The organism is Pedobacter aquatilis (genome assembly GCF_032678425.1).
Classification (GTDB): Bacteria; Bacteroidota; Bacteroidia; order Sphingobacteriales; family Sphingobacteriaceae; genus Pedobacter; species Pedobacter aquatilis_B.
This window is the reverse complement of record NZ_JAVTSG010000001.1, coordinates 322824-339952: the sequence shown is the minus strand read 5'-3', so window position 1 is coordinate 339952 and position 17129 is coordinate 322824. Positions and strand designations below refer to the sequence as shown.

The 17129-nt window shown below is 36.7% G+C and carries 12 protein-coding genes and 1 tRNA gene; 4 read left to right on the top strand and 9 right to left on the bottom strand.

Annotation, left to right across the window (positions count from 1 at the left end; genetic code table 11):
• The first annotated feature begins 5 nt into the window (after positions 1-5).
• Positions 6-212 carry a hypothetical protein gene (locus R2Q16_RS01340; RefSeq protein ID WP_316734708.1) on the top strand — a complete coding sequence of 69 codons (207 nt, stop codon included), beginning with the start codon at positions 6-8 and terminating at the stop codon, positions 210-212.
• 98 nt (positions 213-310) lie between these two features.
• Positions 311-387, top strand: a tRNA-Ala gene (locus tag R2Q16_RS01335).
• Between the two features lie 309 nt (positions 388-696).
• Here R2Q16_RS01335 and R2Q16_RS01330 read toward each other — a convergent pair.
• The 4 genes from R2Q16_RS01330 to R2Q16_RS01315 all read right to left on the bottom strand — a co-directional run bounded on the left by R2Q16_RS01330 (position 697) and on the right by R2Q16_RS01315 (position 6861).
• On the bottom strand, positions 697-3117 hold the full coding sequence (locus R2Q16_RS01330; protein ID WP_316734707.1) for a TonB-dependent receptor domain-containing protein: 2421 nt from the start codon (positions 3115-3117) through the stop codon (positions 697-699).
• Positions 3098-4450 (bottom strand): HTTM domain-containing protein, encoded by a 1353-nt coding sequence (locus R2Q16_RS01325; RefSeq protein WP_316734706.1) that lies wholly within the window; start codon positions 4448-4450, stop codon positions 3098-3100. The genes R2Q16_RS01330 and R2Q16_RS01325 overlap by 20 nt, the downstream gene beginning before the upstream one ends.
• Before the next feature lie 12 nt (positions 4451-4462).
• Complete coding sequence (locus R2Q16_RS01320) at positions 4463-5614, bottom strand: imelysin family protein (protein WP_316734705.1); 1152 nt, start codon at positions 5612-5614, stop codon at positions 4463-4465.
• Between the two features lie 74 nt (positions 5615-5688).
• Positions 5689-6861, bottom strand: a complete 1173-nt coding sequence (locus tag R2Q16_RS01315) for a DUF4856 domain-containing protein (RefSeq protein WP_316734704.1) — start codon at positions 6859-6861, stop codon at positions 5689-5691.
• Positions 6862-6998: 137 nt separating this feature from the next.
• Between R2Q16_RS01315 and R2Q16_RS01310 the strand changes: the two genes are divergently transcribed.
• Together R2Q16_RS01310 and R2Q16_RS01305 are read left to right on the top strand one after the other, a co-directional pair.
• Complete coding sequence (locus R2Q16_RS01310) at positions 6999-7673, top strand: response regulator transcription factor (protein WP_316734703.1); 675 nt, start codon at positions 6999-7001, stop codon at positions 7671-7673.
• Positions 7673-8923: a HAMP domain-containing sensor histidine kinase gene (locus R2Q16_RS01305; protein WP_316734701.1), complete on the top strand. Its 1251-nt coding sequence runs from the start codon at positions 7673-7675 to the stop codon at positions 8921-8923. The genes R2Q16_RS01310 and R2Q16_RS01305 overlap by 1 nt, the downstream gene beginning before the upstream one ends.
• Positions 8924-9323: 400 nt before the next feature.
• Here R2Q16_RS01305 and R2Q16_RS01300 read toward each other — a convergent pair whose 3' ends face one another.
• The 5 genes from R2Q16_RS01300 to R2Q16_RS01280 form a co-directional block, all read right to left on the bottom strand.
• Positions 9324-10388, bottom strand: a complete 1065-nt coding sequence (locus tag R2Q16_RS01300; RefSeq protein WP_316734700.1) for a sensor histidine kinase — start codon at positions 10386-10388, stop codon at positions 9324-9326.
• A gap of 3 nt (positions 10389-10391) precedes the next feature.
• Entirely contained in the window at positions 10392-11087 is a 696-nt protein-coding gene (locus R2Q16_RS01295; RefSeq protein WP_316734698.1) for a LytTR family DNA-binding domain-containing protein, read from the bottom strand.
• An 11-nt stretch (positions 11088-11098) separates the two neighbouring features.
• Positions 11099-12274, bottom strand: a complete 1176-nt coding sequence (locus R2Q16_RS01290; RefSeq protein ID WP_316734696.1) for a PepSY-associated TM helix domain-containing protein — start codon at positions 12272-12274, stop codon at positions 11099-11101.
• A 70-nt stretch (positions 12275-12344) separates the two neighbouring features.
• Positions 12345-13856 carry a SusD/RagB family nutrient-binding outer membrane lipoprotein gene (locus R2Q16_RS01285; RefSeq protein ID WP_316734695.1) on the bottom strand — a complete coding sequence of 504 codons (1512 nt, stop codon included), beginning with the start codon at positions 13854-13856 and terminating at the stop codon, positions 12345-12347.
• A gap of 24 nt (positions 13857-13880) precedes the next feature.
• Entirely contained in the window at positions 13881-17033 is a 3153-nt protein-coding gene (locus R2Q16_RS01280) for a SusC/RagA family TonB-linked outer membrane protein (RefSeq protein WP_316734693.1), read from the bottom strand.
• Positions 17034-17129: the final 96 nt, after the last annotated feature.

Here is a 17129-nt window from a genome sequence, read left to right as displayed (position 1 = left end):
GCCGCATGTTTGCCTTTGTTGTTATTGTTCCGATTTATATCCTCGCCATTGTTGCAATGTGCTTTATGGATTCTGTATTTAAAGCGTTGATGTTTTTCATCATGCTTTTAATACTTACCTTTCTGATGTTCTTATTCATCAACCATCCATTACCTTCTGCACTTTCTGTTTGCTGTATAATCGCAATGTTTGCATTCCGTTTTAAAGATTAATTTTGATTTGCTTTAGAGAAACTAATTGCTATTTTTGTTGCATAATCGATTAGAGATTGAATAATTTGAATTTTGTTTTTGATTATTCAAAAAAAAATGGGGGATTAGCTCATTTGGCTAGAGCGCTTCGCTGGCAGTGAAGAGGTGATCGGTTCGAATCCGATATTCTCCACCAACAAAAGCCGTTTCAATTATTTGAAACGGCTTTTCTATTAAAATATGCCTTAGTAATTGCTAAGTTTGTTGATGGCCGGCGAAGGGGTAGGCAATCTAGTTGGGTTATATTATAGAAATTTTATCTACGGGTAAGCTTTTATAATGTAGAAAGGGTAATGTAACTTTTTGGAAGCCAGTTCACCACCAAATCTTCCCGGGAATCAGCAATCGTTTTCTCAATTACGGTTTTGCCTGTTCCTTAATTAACTTCCATAAACATTTCTGAAGATGGCCCCTGAAACTGTATAATAAGTCATGAGTTCTGCTTTTATAATTTAACTTGTAAGGTCAGGTAAAATGTTCTATTGTCAGACGGAATGATTCCAGGCCCGGGGTATCCGGTTGCCCTTCGGGTAAAATAATAAGCATTCGCCAAATTATTAATACTACCTTCTATTTTATATCTTTTGTATTCATAAGATGCACTAAAATCCATAACGGTATAAGCCGGAATTAAGCCCACTACAGCCGAGAGTCCACCATCAACAGCGTTTGATGCATCTGAAAACTGATCTGATAAATGCGTATATTGAAAGGAAGCTTTCCATTTCTCATAACCTAGCCTGATGCCACTTTTCAGATTTAGGGCAGGTACAAATTCAACTTCATTACCTTTTACTCCGGGAATCTGACTTTTTCGATAATCGGATTTAATATATGCGGCATTAACAAACAGAACCGTGCTTAATTTACTGTTATCATTAACAATTTTGGTTAAATCAGCTTCTCCATAAGATTCCAAACCAATAATTACCGCCTGACCGATATTGGTTCGTAGCCTTAATATCCTGTCACTCTGATCGTAAAATTGTACCTCTCCAATCCTGTTATTATAATTCAGATAAAAAGCACTGATATCGTAGTTCACATATTTTTGATTTTCACTCCTCACTCCTAAATCAAAAGAAAAACCTTTCTCATCCTGTAAATTAGGGTCTATTACCGAAGAAGGGTTCGATACCCGCATATCGCTAAAGGTAATTGAACGGTAGTTTTGTGAGAGGTTTGCATATAGATTAATGGAATTTATCGGTTTATAACTTAAGCCTAAACCAGCCAATAGAAAGTTTCGCTTATTATCCCTGGTTTCTGGCGTAACCTGGTGGTTAATTATATTCCCGGCAAGGTCATAGGCAACTGTACCATAGTACCCTTCAGCCTTAGTGTGTATAAATTCATACCTCAATCCAGGAATTATGGATAATTTTTCACTCAATTTAAAAATGTTTTCTGCAAAGAAGGCCGTATTCCTGTTGGGGAAAACGTAATCATTGGCCGTGAAAATTTCGGGCTGTACAAAGTTAAAATCAGCATCTTTTCCATTTGTTCCCTGGCCTTGTATGCTGTGGTTTCTACCGTGGTAATAACGTGTACCCAATAGTAAAACTGATTGTTTATTAAACACCTTGAAACGTTTCAAATATCTGCCTTCGATGCCCCAGTTATTAAAATCACCTTTAATCAAATCTCTAGGTTCAGTACCAAAATCGGTAGTTGCTACCCGGTTTGGTCTGAAACCTACTGTGTACCTATTGGCATCTAAACCAAAAACCCTGATGTTAACCTTGTTGTTCGCATTAAATTCATGGTCGAAGTTTAAGGCAAAAAGATTCCAGTTTACCTTAAACCAGTTTCTTTCGCGATTACTTTGTGTGGGGTCAATTTTAAACATCTCGTCGGATAAGCCGCCGGGTTGATGTGCCAAATAATCAAGAAGGGTATATTCGAAACTTAGTTTAGTCCTGTTACTGAATTGATAGTTAATATTTGCATATCCGGTATAAGTATTAAAATCAGAATTACCCCTATAACCACTTCCGGTTTTATATTGAAAGAAGGAATAATAACTTATTTTTTTGACAGTTCCACTTACGCTGGTAAAAGTATTGTAGAATCCGTAAGAGCCTAAAGTTTGACGGGCGGTAATCTCAAATGCCTTGCCTGGATTTGGTTTTTTCATAATGAAATTCAATAGGCCGCCAAACTGGGTTCCATATTGCAATGAGGCTGCACCTCTTACGAGCTGAATTTGTTCAACAGCTTCATTTGGTGGGGTATAATAACTTTCCGGATAACCTAAAGCATCCGCACTGATATCATACCCGTTTTGCCGGGTATTGAAATTAGAAGTTCTGTTGGGGTCCAATCCTCTGCCGCCTATGCTCAATTGGATTCCTGCACCATCACTCTCCCAAATGTTTAAACCGGCAACCTTCGAATAAACTTGTCTGGCATTATTGGTTGATAAATTTGCAACCAGTTGATCAGGCCGGATTACCTCGGATTTTTTTCCTTCATAAATCCCTAAATTTTCTACTGCTTTTAAATGAGAAAAGCCAAAATCATTTCTTTTATCTGTTATGGTAACTTCATCTAATTGTTCAGTGGAAGGTTGCAGGTAAATTTCAAGTTTTACATCAGTATTCTTTATCACAAATGTTTTCCGCTCAATTTTATAACCTATTGAGTTTACCAGTATCGTGTACTGTCCGTTTGCTATATTTTCGAAAACAAAGACACCATCTTTATTTGAGGTTTCTGAACTGTGATCGTCACTTAAATAAATATTGCTGTTTACAATAACTGTACTATCTGTTGCTGATTTTACAATACCTGTTAGGCTAGACTGTGCAAATGCAACCAGACAGAGTAAGCTTAAAATAATTGTGTTAAAAACCTTTAATTTCATCGTTTAATGGTAATATCCATGTCTTGGGTAAAAATGAGTCTGCTTCTTTTGCTAGGTCGACCTTTGGATTAACCAAAGCCTGCCCGATTCGTCCATTGAGTGCTACGTAAGAATCAACGTATACTTGTGGCGAAACAAAGCCCTTTTTTTCGTAATGTTTTTTGAGCATATGAGCATATTGCAAAATCATATCAGGCTGTGTACTCATCATTTTTTCCTGCAATACGGTTAGAAATTCGTTGTTGTTTGCTATGGCAAATTTTCCGTTCTTATCTTTTATTGTAAATTGTGCATACCCTGCCTTTTCCATTAACATTACCCGCCACGAAAACCGGTAACCTTGCTCGGTCCAAAACAATTCTCCGGGATACAACAGATACCTGAATGGCATCAGCATTTGAATGATAAGGAAAATCGTAAAAAATGCGAGTAGCAATCTTTGCGTAGTTGGATGATATTTGAAAACAACGGGCTCTTTTGTAATCATTCTTTTCAAGCGGAAAATTTTGCTTAACCTCCCGATAATTCGGTAATGAAATTTTGGCGAGAAAAATATCAAAGCCGCAATTATCATTACATAAGGAAACATCCCGATAGGGAAAAGAATGGCTGTGCTGATATGGAAAATCACGACTGTTAGATAGGCCCAGGGTCTTGTATGCTTATTCCAAAGGAAAAAAACAATTGTTAAATCGTAAATACATCCAAACCAGCTAAATATTAATGCTGTAAGTGGATAATTTAACAAACCACCAATTATAGGCAAATCGTTTTTTGAGGGTAACCATATTTTTAGTGGTATGGCTTTAACTAACCAATCGCTATTAAGTTTAGCAAGTCCTGCGTAAAAATAAAGGATTAAGGTCAGGACTTTTAACAAATCAATCGTCCAGCTCGGGATTTTATCGGCCTTTAATTTTGGTTTCCTGAAAGCATCTACTGAGAAATATCGATGTGCTGGCAGAAATATCATCACAAAAAGAACCAGACTCATAAAATAATAATGGTTTAGGTAAGTACTCCTGTCCATCAGTTCTATGTAAGTGAAACTGCAAAATAAAAGCACAATTGAGATGCGGTAAAACAATCCAATTGCAATGAATAAGGCACAAATGCCACAGATAGCAAACAGCAGATAAGTATAATTCCCTAAGGGTTTGATGAACTCAAATCCATAAAAAGAGAAAAAATATAAGGGTTTGATGTAGAGTACTTCTACCCATCCTTTAAGCATAAATCTTGAAACACTGATAAAAAGCATCAGCCCTATGGCCACCCGATAGGTTGCCAAGGGAGCTGAATAAGTGGTTCTTTCGAAATATCGTTGCGTCAAAATCTTTAAAAGTTAATCGCCATCGTTATCGGTATAAGTAATAGTAATACTCATTGCCGAAGTCATATCTACTTTAAGCATCCTAACCGATTTTTGCATTTCGGTGTATACATCAATCATTTTCTGATTACTGGTTGAAACTTCGCTGAAGAAATTCTGGCTCAGTAAATTCAATTTCGCAGTACTGGCAGCAAACTGATCTAAAATAATCTGCGAAAGTTTAGTGCCTGTTTTACTATCTTTTGCACCTAATGCATCCAGATAAGTTTTAAATGATGCACCTTCCGTACCTGTTTTAACACTCTTACCATTAAAAAAATCAATTGAAGCCTGTTGAGCGGCCTTTGCCAGAGAGAGTGAAATGTCTTTTTTGTAAAACGCTTCAACCTTATCGGCAGCAACTACACCATTCATCATTGCCCCTGATGGAATACCGAATTTGCCTGAACGGATAAATCTTTCATAGTTCAACACATAACTGTTAACCATTACAGAAATTGATGAACTGGCATCTGAGCCTGATGCAGCCACAAACTGATCACGGTAGGTTGACCATGAGGTATTTACTTTTGTAAAAAGGATGTTAATGCGATCGACAACTCTTTTAAGGTAGTCTTTGCGTTTGGTGGCATCAGTTGTCGTTGTAAAATAGCTCAGGATATCGGCATCATTAACGCCTGTTCCATTAATTAAATAATCAATTGCGGGAAATCCCTGGGTAGCAATGGATGAGGTAAATTCTAAATTAGCACTTGCCCCCGCAGCTATATTACTGTTAATACCCGCTACATTTGCCGGATATATATTAATATATGTCCTGATGGCCTCTGTTTGTCCTGGTCCGAAATCAAATAGCTCCACTTTTTGCCATTCAATATAGGCATCAACCCATGCAGCTCTAAAATCTGTCAATGTTGCGGCTGTGGGTGTTGTTGTAAATGCATTTGATTTGCTTACCATTGCATCTAACTTTACTTTAAAGTTGGCGTAAGCAGGTAAAACAATATTATCGGCAATATTGGTTAACAATTCTTTTCTGTTTTTCGCACTATTATCTGTAGGCTCGGGTGCGGGGCCTTCTCCATTTTTAGAGCAAGCATACAACAATCCAAAAGTTAATAATACCAGTACTGAAAAAATCTGTTTAGTTTTAAAATAGCCCATGGTTTAGAAATGATAAAATGGATTGCTCCTTAAAAGGAACAATCCATCCGGTTATAAATATGATTTGTATCGTACTAGATATTGAATTTAGCTTTGATTGCTGCTGTAGCAGTTGCAATTTTAGCTGGCGTAATTTCCCAAAAATTGCCGTTTGCGCCTAATAAGCCTGTTAATACGCCATCAGAAAACGCCGCATCTGCTCCGTTCATTTTGCAGAAACGTAAAGAGTAGATAAAACCACCACCTTCACCAATATCATGAGCCCTATCAGCATCGGTTGTTCTGGTACCGTATTTAGTTAAATAACCAATAGCCGCACGTGCGATAGATTGCTCGATAGTTGTTCTGATGATTAAAGCCTGTGCCTTAACCTCCGTTAAATCATTATTGGCAATTGCTGCTCTACCTTTCAGGAAAGCGCCTAAAACTTTAGTATAATTAAAATTTGCATTACTCGCAGGCTGACCATATTCCCATAGATAAGAACCTAATGCAAATTCTGTTGTACCTCTAACCGCATCAGTAGAACCTGCCAAATAATTAGGATTAATGGTTAATAAGCCATAAGCTTCATCCCAGTTCTGCTCCAATTGAGTATAATTTTTTCCGGCAACAACAGTTTTATTATCAGCAGATAAGCCGGTATTTAATAAAACATTGCTGATGTAATCAATTTGTAAGGCACCGATTAATCCTTTTTGGATAATTTGAGCAACCTCCAGCCCTTTGGCATCAACCAAACGAGTACCTAATTTACCAGCAACTCCATTTGATGCTGTTGCAGCAAACGATAAACTTGCATTGGCCATATTGGTAAAGTCTGCATCGAATTTAGCCAGAACTGTTGCCTTTTCTGTAGCAGAAAGTGTAGAAGCCACCACATTTCTTAGCTGTACAGTTGTTCCGTTTAAACTTGCATAAGTGCCTGTAAATGGCGTACCGGTATTGCTGAACATATTTTTAAGAACATTCGCATCTAAAGCAACTGTTGTACCAGTTCCTGCGTAAGCATTAATGGCCTGAAACATTTTATAACGATTGTTTCCGTTGGTTAAATCCACTGTAGACTTTCCTGATGCGTCAACGAATAGCATATTGGTGTTGTCGTACTTAATGTCTGCTGTAATTTTTGCGTAATCAATTTTTGTTCGAAGAGTAGTTTCTGGTTCAGTGGAATTGTCTTTTTTGCAAGAGCTAAAAGCACCAGCTACAACCATTAGGGCAAGTGTAAATTTTTTGATTTCCATTTGTAAATTAATATAGTTTGAAAAATATTTATTTGTATTAAGTCTAAATAAGTCTTATTCTTGCAGCAAAGATTCAAGTCAATTCTTAAGAAATTCTTAAGAAAAATATTTTTTCTTGATTTTTTATTTAACTAACCATGAAACTTCTATTTGTCGAGGACGAACCAATTTTACTGGAAGAAATGCTGAGCTATTTTTCTTCTCAGGGCTGTCTTTGTGAGCAGGCCCAAAACTATGATCAGGCGATGGATAAAATCAACAGTTATAGTTATGATGGTATTGTATTGGATGTTACCTTACCTGATGGCAATGGAATGGATTTGATCAAGCAGATACGGATTTGTCAAACCGATACCGGAATTATGATCCTTTCGGCAAAGAATTCATTAACCGATAAAATTAAAGGCTTGGATTTGGGTGCTGATGATTACCTGACTAAACCATTTTACCTTGAAGAGCTAAATGCCAGAATAAATGCATTACACCGAAGAAAAGCCTTTAAAGGAATAGAGTACATTACATTTGATGATTTTTCAATCGATACCCAATCAAAACTATTATCCTACAAAAAGCGGGAACTTAAACTCACCAAAAAAGAATACCAGTTATTAATTTATTTCGTAATCAATAAAAATCGTGTTTTAGGTAAGGTTTCCATTGCCGAACACATCTGGGGCGACAACTTTGATGAAGCAGATAATTTTGATGCCATTTATGTTCATATGGTTAATCTTCGGAAAAAATTAATAGCAGCCAGTGGTAAAGATTACATCAAAACCATTTACGGAATGGGCTATAAATTCACGAGTTAATGAGACTGCTAACACGAACCAGCCTAAATTATTTCTGGATTTCTTTAGCTGTATTGTGTACCGGGGCATTTTTGCTATTTGGCTTATTGTTTGTCGAGATATCTACAGAGATAAAAGAGCAACTGGAACTGGAAGAACAGATGATTTCCAATGAGATTATTGCGGATAGGAAAGTTAATTTTCCACTCGTAAAAATAGAGGTTGTTTCTGGAGCTTATTTAATGTCCGACCCGGTTTTTAAGGATACCCTGATTTATGATCCGATACAAAAAGAACTGGAAGGTTATTACTTACTAAGGAGACCTCGATTAATCAAAGATAAAGTTCATATGATAACGGTAATGACTTCCCATATCGGTTGGTCGGGTTATTATAAAACCATAATCTACATTTTTGGATTTATTGCATTAGTGCTTTTATTTATTGGGTCTGTCGCCAATTATTTTCTCAATAAAAAAATATGGAAGCCATTTTCGGCAAACTTAAATACAATAAAAAACTACTCTGTTTCAAGAGAAGAAAGTCTTGAGTTAATAGACTCAAACATTGATGAATTTAAGGATTTGAATGAGGTGATTAAAAATTTCAGTTCAGATGCCAGAAAAGAATTTAAAGTATTACGTGAGTTTACTGAAAATGCATCGCATGAAATCCAGACACCACTGGCTATAATAAAAGGCCGGCTCGAACGCATTAGTCAGCATCAGCTGGATGAAAATATAAGTATTTATTTAGCTGATATAAAAACAGCAGTTAACAGACTTAGTCGTATCAATAAAGGGCTTCTGCTATTAGCTAAGCTCGAAAACAGCGTATTCCCAGATGAAGCTGAAGTGGATTTAAAGCAAACAATCCTCCATAACGTTTCCTTGCTTGAAGATATTATAAATCATAAAGATATTAAGCTGGAGGTAACCGTTAATGTAAAAAAAGTTTATGCCAGCGCATCACTTATAAACATATTGGTCTCAAACCTGATTTCTAATATGCTTAACCATAATGATGAGAGCGCATTAGGAAAGATAGTATTGAACTATAATCAACTCCAGTTTTCGAATACAGGCAGCGGGTTAAACTTTGAACGGGACCAGCTATTTAATCGCTTTAAAAAAAACATAAAAGTCTCAAAAGGTAACGGTCTTGGATTGGCAATAGTCAAAGAAATTTGTAAATTATACAAATGGAAAATCACCTATAATTATTATGATGGCTGGCATCACTTCAATATAGAATTTCATAACCAAATCTAAAACAGAATGTTTAGCACTGAGCTTAACTCAAAAATTTAATTTCATTTGCAATATATCAGATTGCATTCTAAACTTTGCAGATAAATTTATGCAGAGCTTTTGCGAGGAGAGCGTAAATAGCTCAAAAGATAAATTCCCCAAAAGTTCTCTCCGTAATGCCTCCAGCTTTTAACAGTTAAATAAATATATTCAAGAAAACAAGAGTAAATGTATAATTGTAAAGTTGGAGTATAATAAAAATGCATTATGGGTAGGAGCAGGAGTTTATTCTCCATAATTCCTTTGTTTTCTTCCTTGAGCATCTCTTTTGTCAGGCAAAATATGCAGACTGGAGATTCTAACGGTATACAAGTCGATACCCTTCGGATGCCATGGCAAATCCTATAAATTTTAATTTTCTTTATATATTTTTTACAATAATTTCCTCTTCTAATTTTAAAATGAGCTCAATGAAGAAACTATTATGACGTTTGACGATTTCTAGATTATGATGCTTTGGGTATAAGAGGTTTAATCTTTTCTTCGTGTTTTTTAGGCCTACTTTGGTTGATTTCTTTGGGTTAAAGAATTGCTTATCTGTAGAGTTTGTAACTGAAAAAGTTAAGATACTGTCAGTTAATCCGACTTGAATAAGAATTTCTCCATGTAGATTGGAGGGTGGATAGCCAATATGTTTAAAAGCATTTTCAACAAAGGTTATCAGTATCATTGGCGCAATGCTATAGAAAATAGCCCGTTCTGTTACTTCTATGTTTTTTTTATAGTCGATTCTTACTTTGTGAGCAATTCTACTGGTTTCAATAGCGATATAATGGTCGATAAAATTAAGGTCGTCGTTTAACGATACCTGTGGTTGTTTAGATAACTCCAAATGGTATCGAATAATCTGCGACATCTGCATTATCCTTTCAGGTACTTCTGCGGGTTTTTCTAAACTTAGTCCATACAAATTATTTAAAGAATTAAACAAAAAGTGAGGGTCTAATTGATTTCTTAAAAGCTTCATTTCCATCTCTTTAAGAATTAGCTGGTTTTCAGTTTCTGTTCTTTGTTGTCGATAAAAGGCAACGATGAAAAAAGCTAGGAGTAAAATCGGGAGGCTTAATAAACAGCAGGCTAGATAGTACAGGAAAAGTTGGCCATGGTTGCCGTTAAATTCATCGTACCAACCAACAACCGCTAACCATCGGTCTATCTGGTAAGCAAGTATAGAAAATACTAACGCTAAGCCTATCGCTAAAGGCCAGTAGATAAAATTTTTGCCCTTTACAAGGAAAGGTAGCAACCAAAAGCGTTGAAACTGAAGATGTATGTATAAGATGATGAAAACAAAAAAACCGTCTCTTAGTTCGTGCAGGTGAATTAAATCTTCCCGATCATTAAGCGTAGTGAGTATTAACAGAATGACAAAAAGAATAATTTCCCTAACCCATTTATTTTCTAAGTGCTTTAATAATTTAAGCATGTATTAAGGATTTAGAACTTCATTAAGGCTTCTTCTGTAGGTTATACCAACAGGTAATAAAACGTTTAATATTTGCATAGAAACCATTTCATTTTGATATATACCAATATGATTTAATGAAACAATATATGATTTGTGAATCCTTGTAAACAATGAGGGCGGGAGTTTTTTTTCCAGTTCGGATGTGGTGGCAGAACATAAATAGACTTTTTCCTCTGTGTAGATTTTTATGTAGTTACCATAACTCTGAATGTAAATAATTTCATTCAGTCGGAATTCGATCATATCATGATCGACTTTTAAGGATATAGATTCATCAATTTTATGCGATACTTTAGGCCGACCTACAAAAACTTCTGTACACAATGCTACAGCTTGTTCAAATCTTTCGTATGGAATAGGTTTCACCAGGTAATCGAGTACTCCATAATCAAAAGCTTTAAGTGCAAAATCCGAATAGGCTGTTGTTAAAATAATTAGCGGTGGTTTAACTAAATCAGCAATTAATGAAAAGCCATCTTTTTCAGGCATGTTAATGTCGAGAAAAATTAAATCAACTGCATTTTCATTTAGCCAATCAATGGCTTCTGCAGCAGTATAACATTGTGCCGCTAAATGAAGAGCGGAGTGTCTGCTGATGTAGTTTTTAAGTACATAGTGCGCTTCTCTTTCATCATCAACAATTAAGCAGTTAATCATTCAGTTTATTATTATTGAGTTGTAGTTACTTTCTGTTTTGGCGCTTTTTTGCGAATCCGGTTTAACCATAAAATTACACCCGTAATTGGGAAACCCGCACTGACTAAACTAACAAAAAAAGCCAATAACTTAGTAGATAGACCACCAATTGCTCCGGTGTGTATTGGTTTCATATATCTCCGTAATTGCCAACCTCCTGGCATATCTTTTAAACGTGTACTTAGTAATACTGCACCGGTATATTTATCAAGGCTTAAATTATCGAAGCCATTATTATGTAATGCATCATTACTACCCATGGTAACGGCTACTGCCTCATCTGCTGCTTTTGGGATAGAAATGCTCCAATATGGTGCATCGGGGAATTTCTCTTTGGCCTTTTTTAAGGCAAAAGCATAGCTGATTGTTTTTTGTTTTTCAGGCAAAACCGTTGATTTTGGCTTTTCAGGAAAACCAGGCTTTGAACCTGTGATTATATACAATGCATCATTTGCCCATTTGAATGACCAAGCCAAACTTGTAACTAATAATATAACAATAAAAATAGTGCAATAAAAGCCTAAAACTATATGTAAATCATGGTTTAATCTTTTCCAGCTACCATCTGTCTTTATTTTAAGTTTTGCTTTTAGCTGCTTTCTTTTTTTAGGAAACCATAAAATGATGCCCGTTATAAGTATGATAAATACAACGAAAGTAGAAATGCCTAAAATAGATTTCCCTACTTTATCAGCAAGCAAACTTTGGTGAACACGGAGCATGAAAGTAAAGAAGGTTTTAGCTTGCGGGTCAAGCTCGGCAGTTACCATACCAGTATATGGGTTAACAAAGATAAGTTTCCCGGGTGCTCTTCGTTGATTTTCCGCACCTTTTACTTTTGTTGGAATTGCTACATTCAGTTCTTTTTTTTCTTTTATGCCGATGCTAAACTCTACGGTTTTGTTTAATTCGCTATTTACCTTAACACCTTTAATAATCGCATTTGAGTGTTTTGTTTTTACTGATTTAATCAATTCATCCAGTGGGAGCATTTTACCTATTTCAGGCACCTGATACCGTTCTTTATGGAGCAGAAAGGTAATTTCATCTTCGAAAACGAGTAATGTACCACTCAGGCATTCGATAAAAAAGATTAATCCAGCTGCTAATCCGAGCCATAAGTGAATGTTTCGCCAAAAGTTCTTCATGATTTTAAATGTTAAAGGCGATCGCAAAAATTAACTTACGATCGCCTGATGGATGTGATTTTTTAAATTTCTATGGTTGCCAGAAAACTTTATTTACTATACCGTTAATGTTTCCTTGCTTGCTTACTTCGGCACTATTGCTACTTACTTCGGAGCTTGGGTAGCGCAGGCGTTTCGGAAATACAGTTCCTCCAGCTGATGCTGAAACCGAACTAGGCATATTTCTAGGGAATCCTAATCTTCGGAAATCGCTCCAGGCTTCCAGACCATCAATGCTGTTTAATGCCAGCCATTTCTGGCTAATAATGCGTTCTATTTTATTACTTGCCGAAGAATCATCAAAAGCAACTGCCGCTTGCGCATTATAATTTGTAAAGGCCGTTGCCGCTACCCCAATGTAGGTGAACGATGCTCTAATGCCATTTTCGTAATAAGTTTTTGCTGCGCCACTAATCCAGCCGCGTTGTGCTGCTTCTGCCTGAAGAAAATAAGATTCTGCGGCAGAGAAAATTAATGCACCACTTGTTGCCGTTTTGATAATGCCTCCAGATGGACCTCTAAATGCTGATGTTGCGGTTGCATTTTGCGTTGCATCAGCAGTATTTTGTCCCAATAATACACCTCTGTAGCCACCACCATTTGTTGCTTCAGCATAAATTGCTGCTTTTCTAGGGTCGGCTGTTGCATCATAAATACTCAATAAATAACGGGTTGGCCTTACTGCATTAAACATTCCAGATGCTACACCCTGGCTATTTCTATAATAGGTGGTGTAAAATGGGTTTTGCTGATTATCCGCTTGGGTTGTAAAACCCGGGTTGGATAATACATCGGCAGTTACAAAACCACTTCCCTCTGCATTTATTTTTTGAATTTCGCTGGTAATATATGCGGTTTTTCCGCTTAACTCACTTTGACGCAGTAAAGCACGTAATTTAATGGTGTTTCCAAATTTAATCCAGGATGCTGCATTCCCTCTAAAGAAAATATCAGCAGTAGATGGAATAGTTATGGAACCCGCATTTTTAATATCGGCTATGCCTGAAGAAATCATATCAATTGCACCAGCATAAACCTGTTCGCCGTTATCGTATATTGGTTGTGTATTATTAGGATTAGCAGCCTGGCTAAAAGGAACATTATTGTAATGATCTACCAGTTGAAGGAAATGTAAACCTTTGATAATTTTAGCGATGCCCGAGTAAAATGGGGCTGTTGATTGGGCTTGCTGCTGCAATAAGGTGTAATTATAAATGCTGGTGTAAGATTGCTCCCAAATGTTGGTTGCAAAATTATCGATGATGTTATAATTGGCAATCAAGTCTAGAGAAGTACCTGCCGCACCAGTGGTTGCGCTGGAAATATCATAGGCTTTGCCCCAGTAACCCGCCCAGAAATTGCCTAGTTCGTTAATGGTGTTGGTTTGTAAACGTGTGGTACTCAATAAAGAACCTGCAAGTAACATATCATTGGTTACTGTAGTAGATGCATTTGGATTATCGTTAATGTCAAGAATCTTCTTACAGGAAATGCCTGAAAGTAAAACCGTGAGGATAATTGTATAGAAAAATATTTTTTTCATGATGTAATTTTTGATGATGAAGACTTATATGCCAAGTCCGATAGTAAAACCATAACTGCGGGTTGCAGGAATATTTCTGAAACCACTAAATCCAACACCACTCAAATAAATAAATTCGGTTTCACCAAAAATATTGTCTTTAGATCTTAGGTTTATCAGGTTACGTCCATATAATGAGATGTTTATGTTTTTAATGGCTTTCTGTTTTCCTAATAATTGCATTGGGAGTTCGTAATTAAGCGCAACCTCTCTTAGTTTAACAAAGTGCGCATCGAAGGCATTGTTTGCAAACACATTCTTGTAGGTATTCCAAAAGTTGAAATCGCCTTTTGTTGTTACGGTAGTATTTTCTGTAAATACGCCAGGCGCAGTTTCAATTACTGAGTTTGGATATATGAAGTTGCCTCTTCCATAATCTTCGCCTGCGCTTATTGGTAATAAACCTGCTGTAATAATATGTTCGGCGCCAGCGGTATAATACATACTGCCCCAGCGTGCATCAATTTGTGCACTTAAAGAAAATTGTTTGTAACGTACAGAGGTATTGAAGCCTAACATATGAACAGGTTGAGAGGTTCCCTTATCCGTTAATGCAGAAGCTTGCGTTGGTAAACCTGTGGTGCTATTTATAACCACACGTCCTTGTGGGTCGCGTATATAATCGGGCAATAAATAGGTTGGATAGCGCTCTCCTGCAGTAAGGTATAGACCTTTCCATTGCGCAAGGTTGCCCACACCACCTGCGAGGCTCACCACTGTATTGTCATTATGCGTATAATTTACACCAGCCGACCATCTAAAATTTCTAGTTTTTACGATATCACCATTTAAACTTAGTTCTATAGATTTACTTTTCATTCTCGCGGCATTAGTTTTTGATGAACCAAAACCCGACGCAAAGGATGTAGAAATATCTAAAATCTGGTCACGGCTATCAGCATAAGCATAGGTCGCTTCAAACTGTACTCTATCCTTAAATAAACCTAATTGAATACCTCCTTCATAAGAATACACGAATTCTGGTTTAAGGTTACTATTTAGGTTTTGTGCATTAATTGCAGCACCTGATAAACTTCCGAAAGGAAAACCTTCTACGTTATTGTATACATTTTGTAAAGCATAAGGTTCTACGGTTACATTACCACTTTTTGCTGCTGATACATATAGCTTTCCAAAAGATAGAATATTGCTGTTAGCAAGCGCTGGTATGGCTTTTGTAAAGATAAAAGACACATTTGCGCCGGGATAGAAGTAGTTTCGGTTATCGGCAGCTAATAAGGATACCGATTCTCTACGTCCATTCAAGGTTGCAAATAAGTAATCATCATAACCTAAGGTCAGCTCTCCAAAGTAAGAATAGCGGCGCTGATGTTGTATAGATGAACCTCCGTTTAGGTTTCCTGTTAAATTACTTTCATTATATAAGTCAGGGAAATTTAATGCGGCAGCACCAACCTGTACAAATTTGTAACGAATATCCTGGTAATTTTGCCCCAACAATAATCGGGAGCTGAATTTTCCGAAATCCTTATTAAACTGTAGTAAAAAATCACTGTTCAATTGCTGGTTTTCTATCGATTGGTCGCTCACCATGCCTGCCGCCGTTCCGCCGTAACTACTACTTCTCCTGGTAGCCGTTAACGTATTGCCATTAGCACCTAAATAGGTATAAGGAATAGCCGCATTATCAAATTTATTGCTAAAACTTTTGTATCCAGTATTTACACTGGTTAAACCGAGGCGATAAGTCGCTTTGAACCAATCTGTAATCTGATAATCAAAACTAACGTTTCCATTCAGGTTTTGCTGCTTAACATCTTGTCGCTGGTTATCAATTGCCCAATAAGGATTAAGTGTGGTGCTTGAAAAATAATATTCTGGCTTAGCAAAATCTACGTTTTTATAGTCCTTTAATTCATCCAAAGGGATAAACAATGGCATTGAACGTACGTTTACCCAAGGTTCTGATGTTGTGGTAGATGTATTGGTTTGGATATAATTGAAGGCGTAGGATGTGTTTAGCTTTCCAAACTTTCTGCTGCCATTAAAGCGTAAGCTCGCCTTATCACTTTTATCTTTCGGTATTACACCAGTTTTATTCAGGTATTGACCTGATAAAAAATAAGTTGATTTATCATCCCCGCCAGAAAACGAAATATTCTCCTGATTGGTAAGCCCGGTATCGAAAAAATCTCTTTTTTGATTTTTGATTGGCGAATAAGGCAAAGTCCATTGTGTACCATTGGGTAAAATAGGCCCAACTTTTACTAAACTGCCATCATACTTAGGTCCCCAAGAACGATTTTCGTACGGTAAGAATACCCCATCGAAACCAGAACCATAAGTATCTTGTAGTTCTGGTAACCATGCAATTTTATCAAAGGTGGTTGCATGTGTGAAATTAATAGCACCCTGACCACTTTTTCCTTTTTTTGTAGTGATAATAATAACGCCATTAACGCCTTGAGAACCATAAACTGCGGCTGCATTTGCCCCCTTTAATACGGTGATATCCTCAATATCATTTGGGTTTAGCATTGAAATTGCTGAAGCTTCTCTCTTTGTGCCACCAGCCTGTGGATTATAGTAGCTTACCGTAGCTAAAGGAACACCATCAACTACAAAAAGCGGCTCGTTTTTGGCGTCATTAATATTCCTTGCACCGCGAAGCGTAACTCTAACTTGTGGGTTAACACCCGAATCGTACATATTAACCTGCAATCCAGCTACTTTAGATTGTAATCCATTTAATGGATTGACTACTTGAGTTTGGGTAACATCACTGCCTTTAACGGTTGAAACCGCTACACCAAGTTCTTTCGATTTTCTGGTAATGCCTAACGCACCAGTAATCTGAACATCTGCCAAAGATTGTGCTACCTCAGATAGCTTGATGTTTAATTGACTTTCCTTGTCAGTTAATCTATGCTCAACGGTTTGGTAGCCAACATAATAAAACATAATTAAATCGCCTGGATGAGCTTTAATATTAAAAATACCGTTTTCATTAGTAACCGTTGTAAATGGTTTTCCGCTAACTTTAATGGTTACTCCAGGTAAAGGGACATTTGTACCTTCCTCGGTTACTATTCCATTTAATTTTCGCTCTTGCGCTTGTAAGTTTTGTTGTAGTGCAAATACTCCAACCAGCAAGAGGAATTGTAAAATTTTCCTCATATTAATTAAGACTAGTTATAAATTGCTGCAAAAGAAGTTATTTAGAATTATTCTAGCTAATTTTCAAGGGTGCTTAATACGCTGTAAATGACAAGT

What these genes read in the sequence shown, in the direction of transcription:
- R2Q16_RS01280 (WP_316734693.1), bottom strand. Translation starts at nt 17,033, where the DNA reads ATGAGGAAAATTTTACAATTCCTCTTGCTGGTTGGAGTATTTGCACTA.
- R2Q16_RS01305 (WP_316734701.1), top strand. Translation starts at nt 7,673, where the DNA reads ATGAGACTGCTAACACGAACCAGCCTAAATTATTTCTGGATTTCTTTA.
- R2Q16_RS01310 (WP_316734703.1), top strand. Translation starts at nt 6,999, where the DNA reads ATGAAACTTCTATTTGTCGAGGACGAACCAATTTTACTGGAAGAAATG.
- R2Q16_RS01315 (WP_316734704.1), bottom strand. Translation starts at nt 6,861, where the DNA reads ATGGAAATCAAAAAATTTACACTTGCCCTAATGGTTGTAGCTGGTGCT.
- R2Q16_RS01285 (WP_316734695.1), bottom strand. Translation starts at nt 13,856, where the DNA reads ATGAAAAAAATATTTTTCTATACAATTATCCTCACGGTTTTACTTTCA.
- R2Q16_RS01295 (WP_316734698.1), bottom strand. Translation starts at nt 11,087, where the DNA reads ATGATTAACTGCTTAATTGTTGATGATGAAAGAGAAGCGCACTATGTA.
- R2Q16_RS01300 (WP_316734700.1), bottom strand. Translation starts at nt 10,388, where the DNA reads ATGCTTAAATTATTAAAGCACTTAGAAAATAAATGGGTTAGGGAAATT.
- R2Q16_RS01330 (WP_316734707.1), bottom strand. Translation starts at nt 3,117, where the DNA reads ATGAAATTAAAGGTTTTTAACACAATTATTTTAAGCTTACTCTGTCTG.
- R2Q16_RS01320 (WP_316734705.1), bottom strand. Translation starts at nt 5,614, where the DNA reads ATGGGCTATTTTAAAACTAAACAGATTTTTTCAGTACTGGTATTATTA.
- R2Q16_RS01290 (WP_316734696.1), bottom strand. Translation starts at nt 12,274, where the DNA reads ATGAAGAACTTTTGGCGAAACATTCACTTATGGCTCGGATTAGCAGCT.
- R2Q16_RS01340 (WP_316734708.1), top strand. Translation starts at nt 6, where the DNA reads ATGTTTGCCTTTGTTGTTATTGTTCCGATTTATATCCTCGCCATTGTT.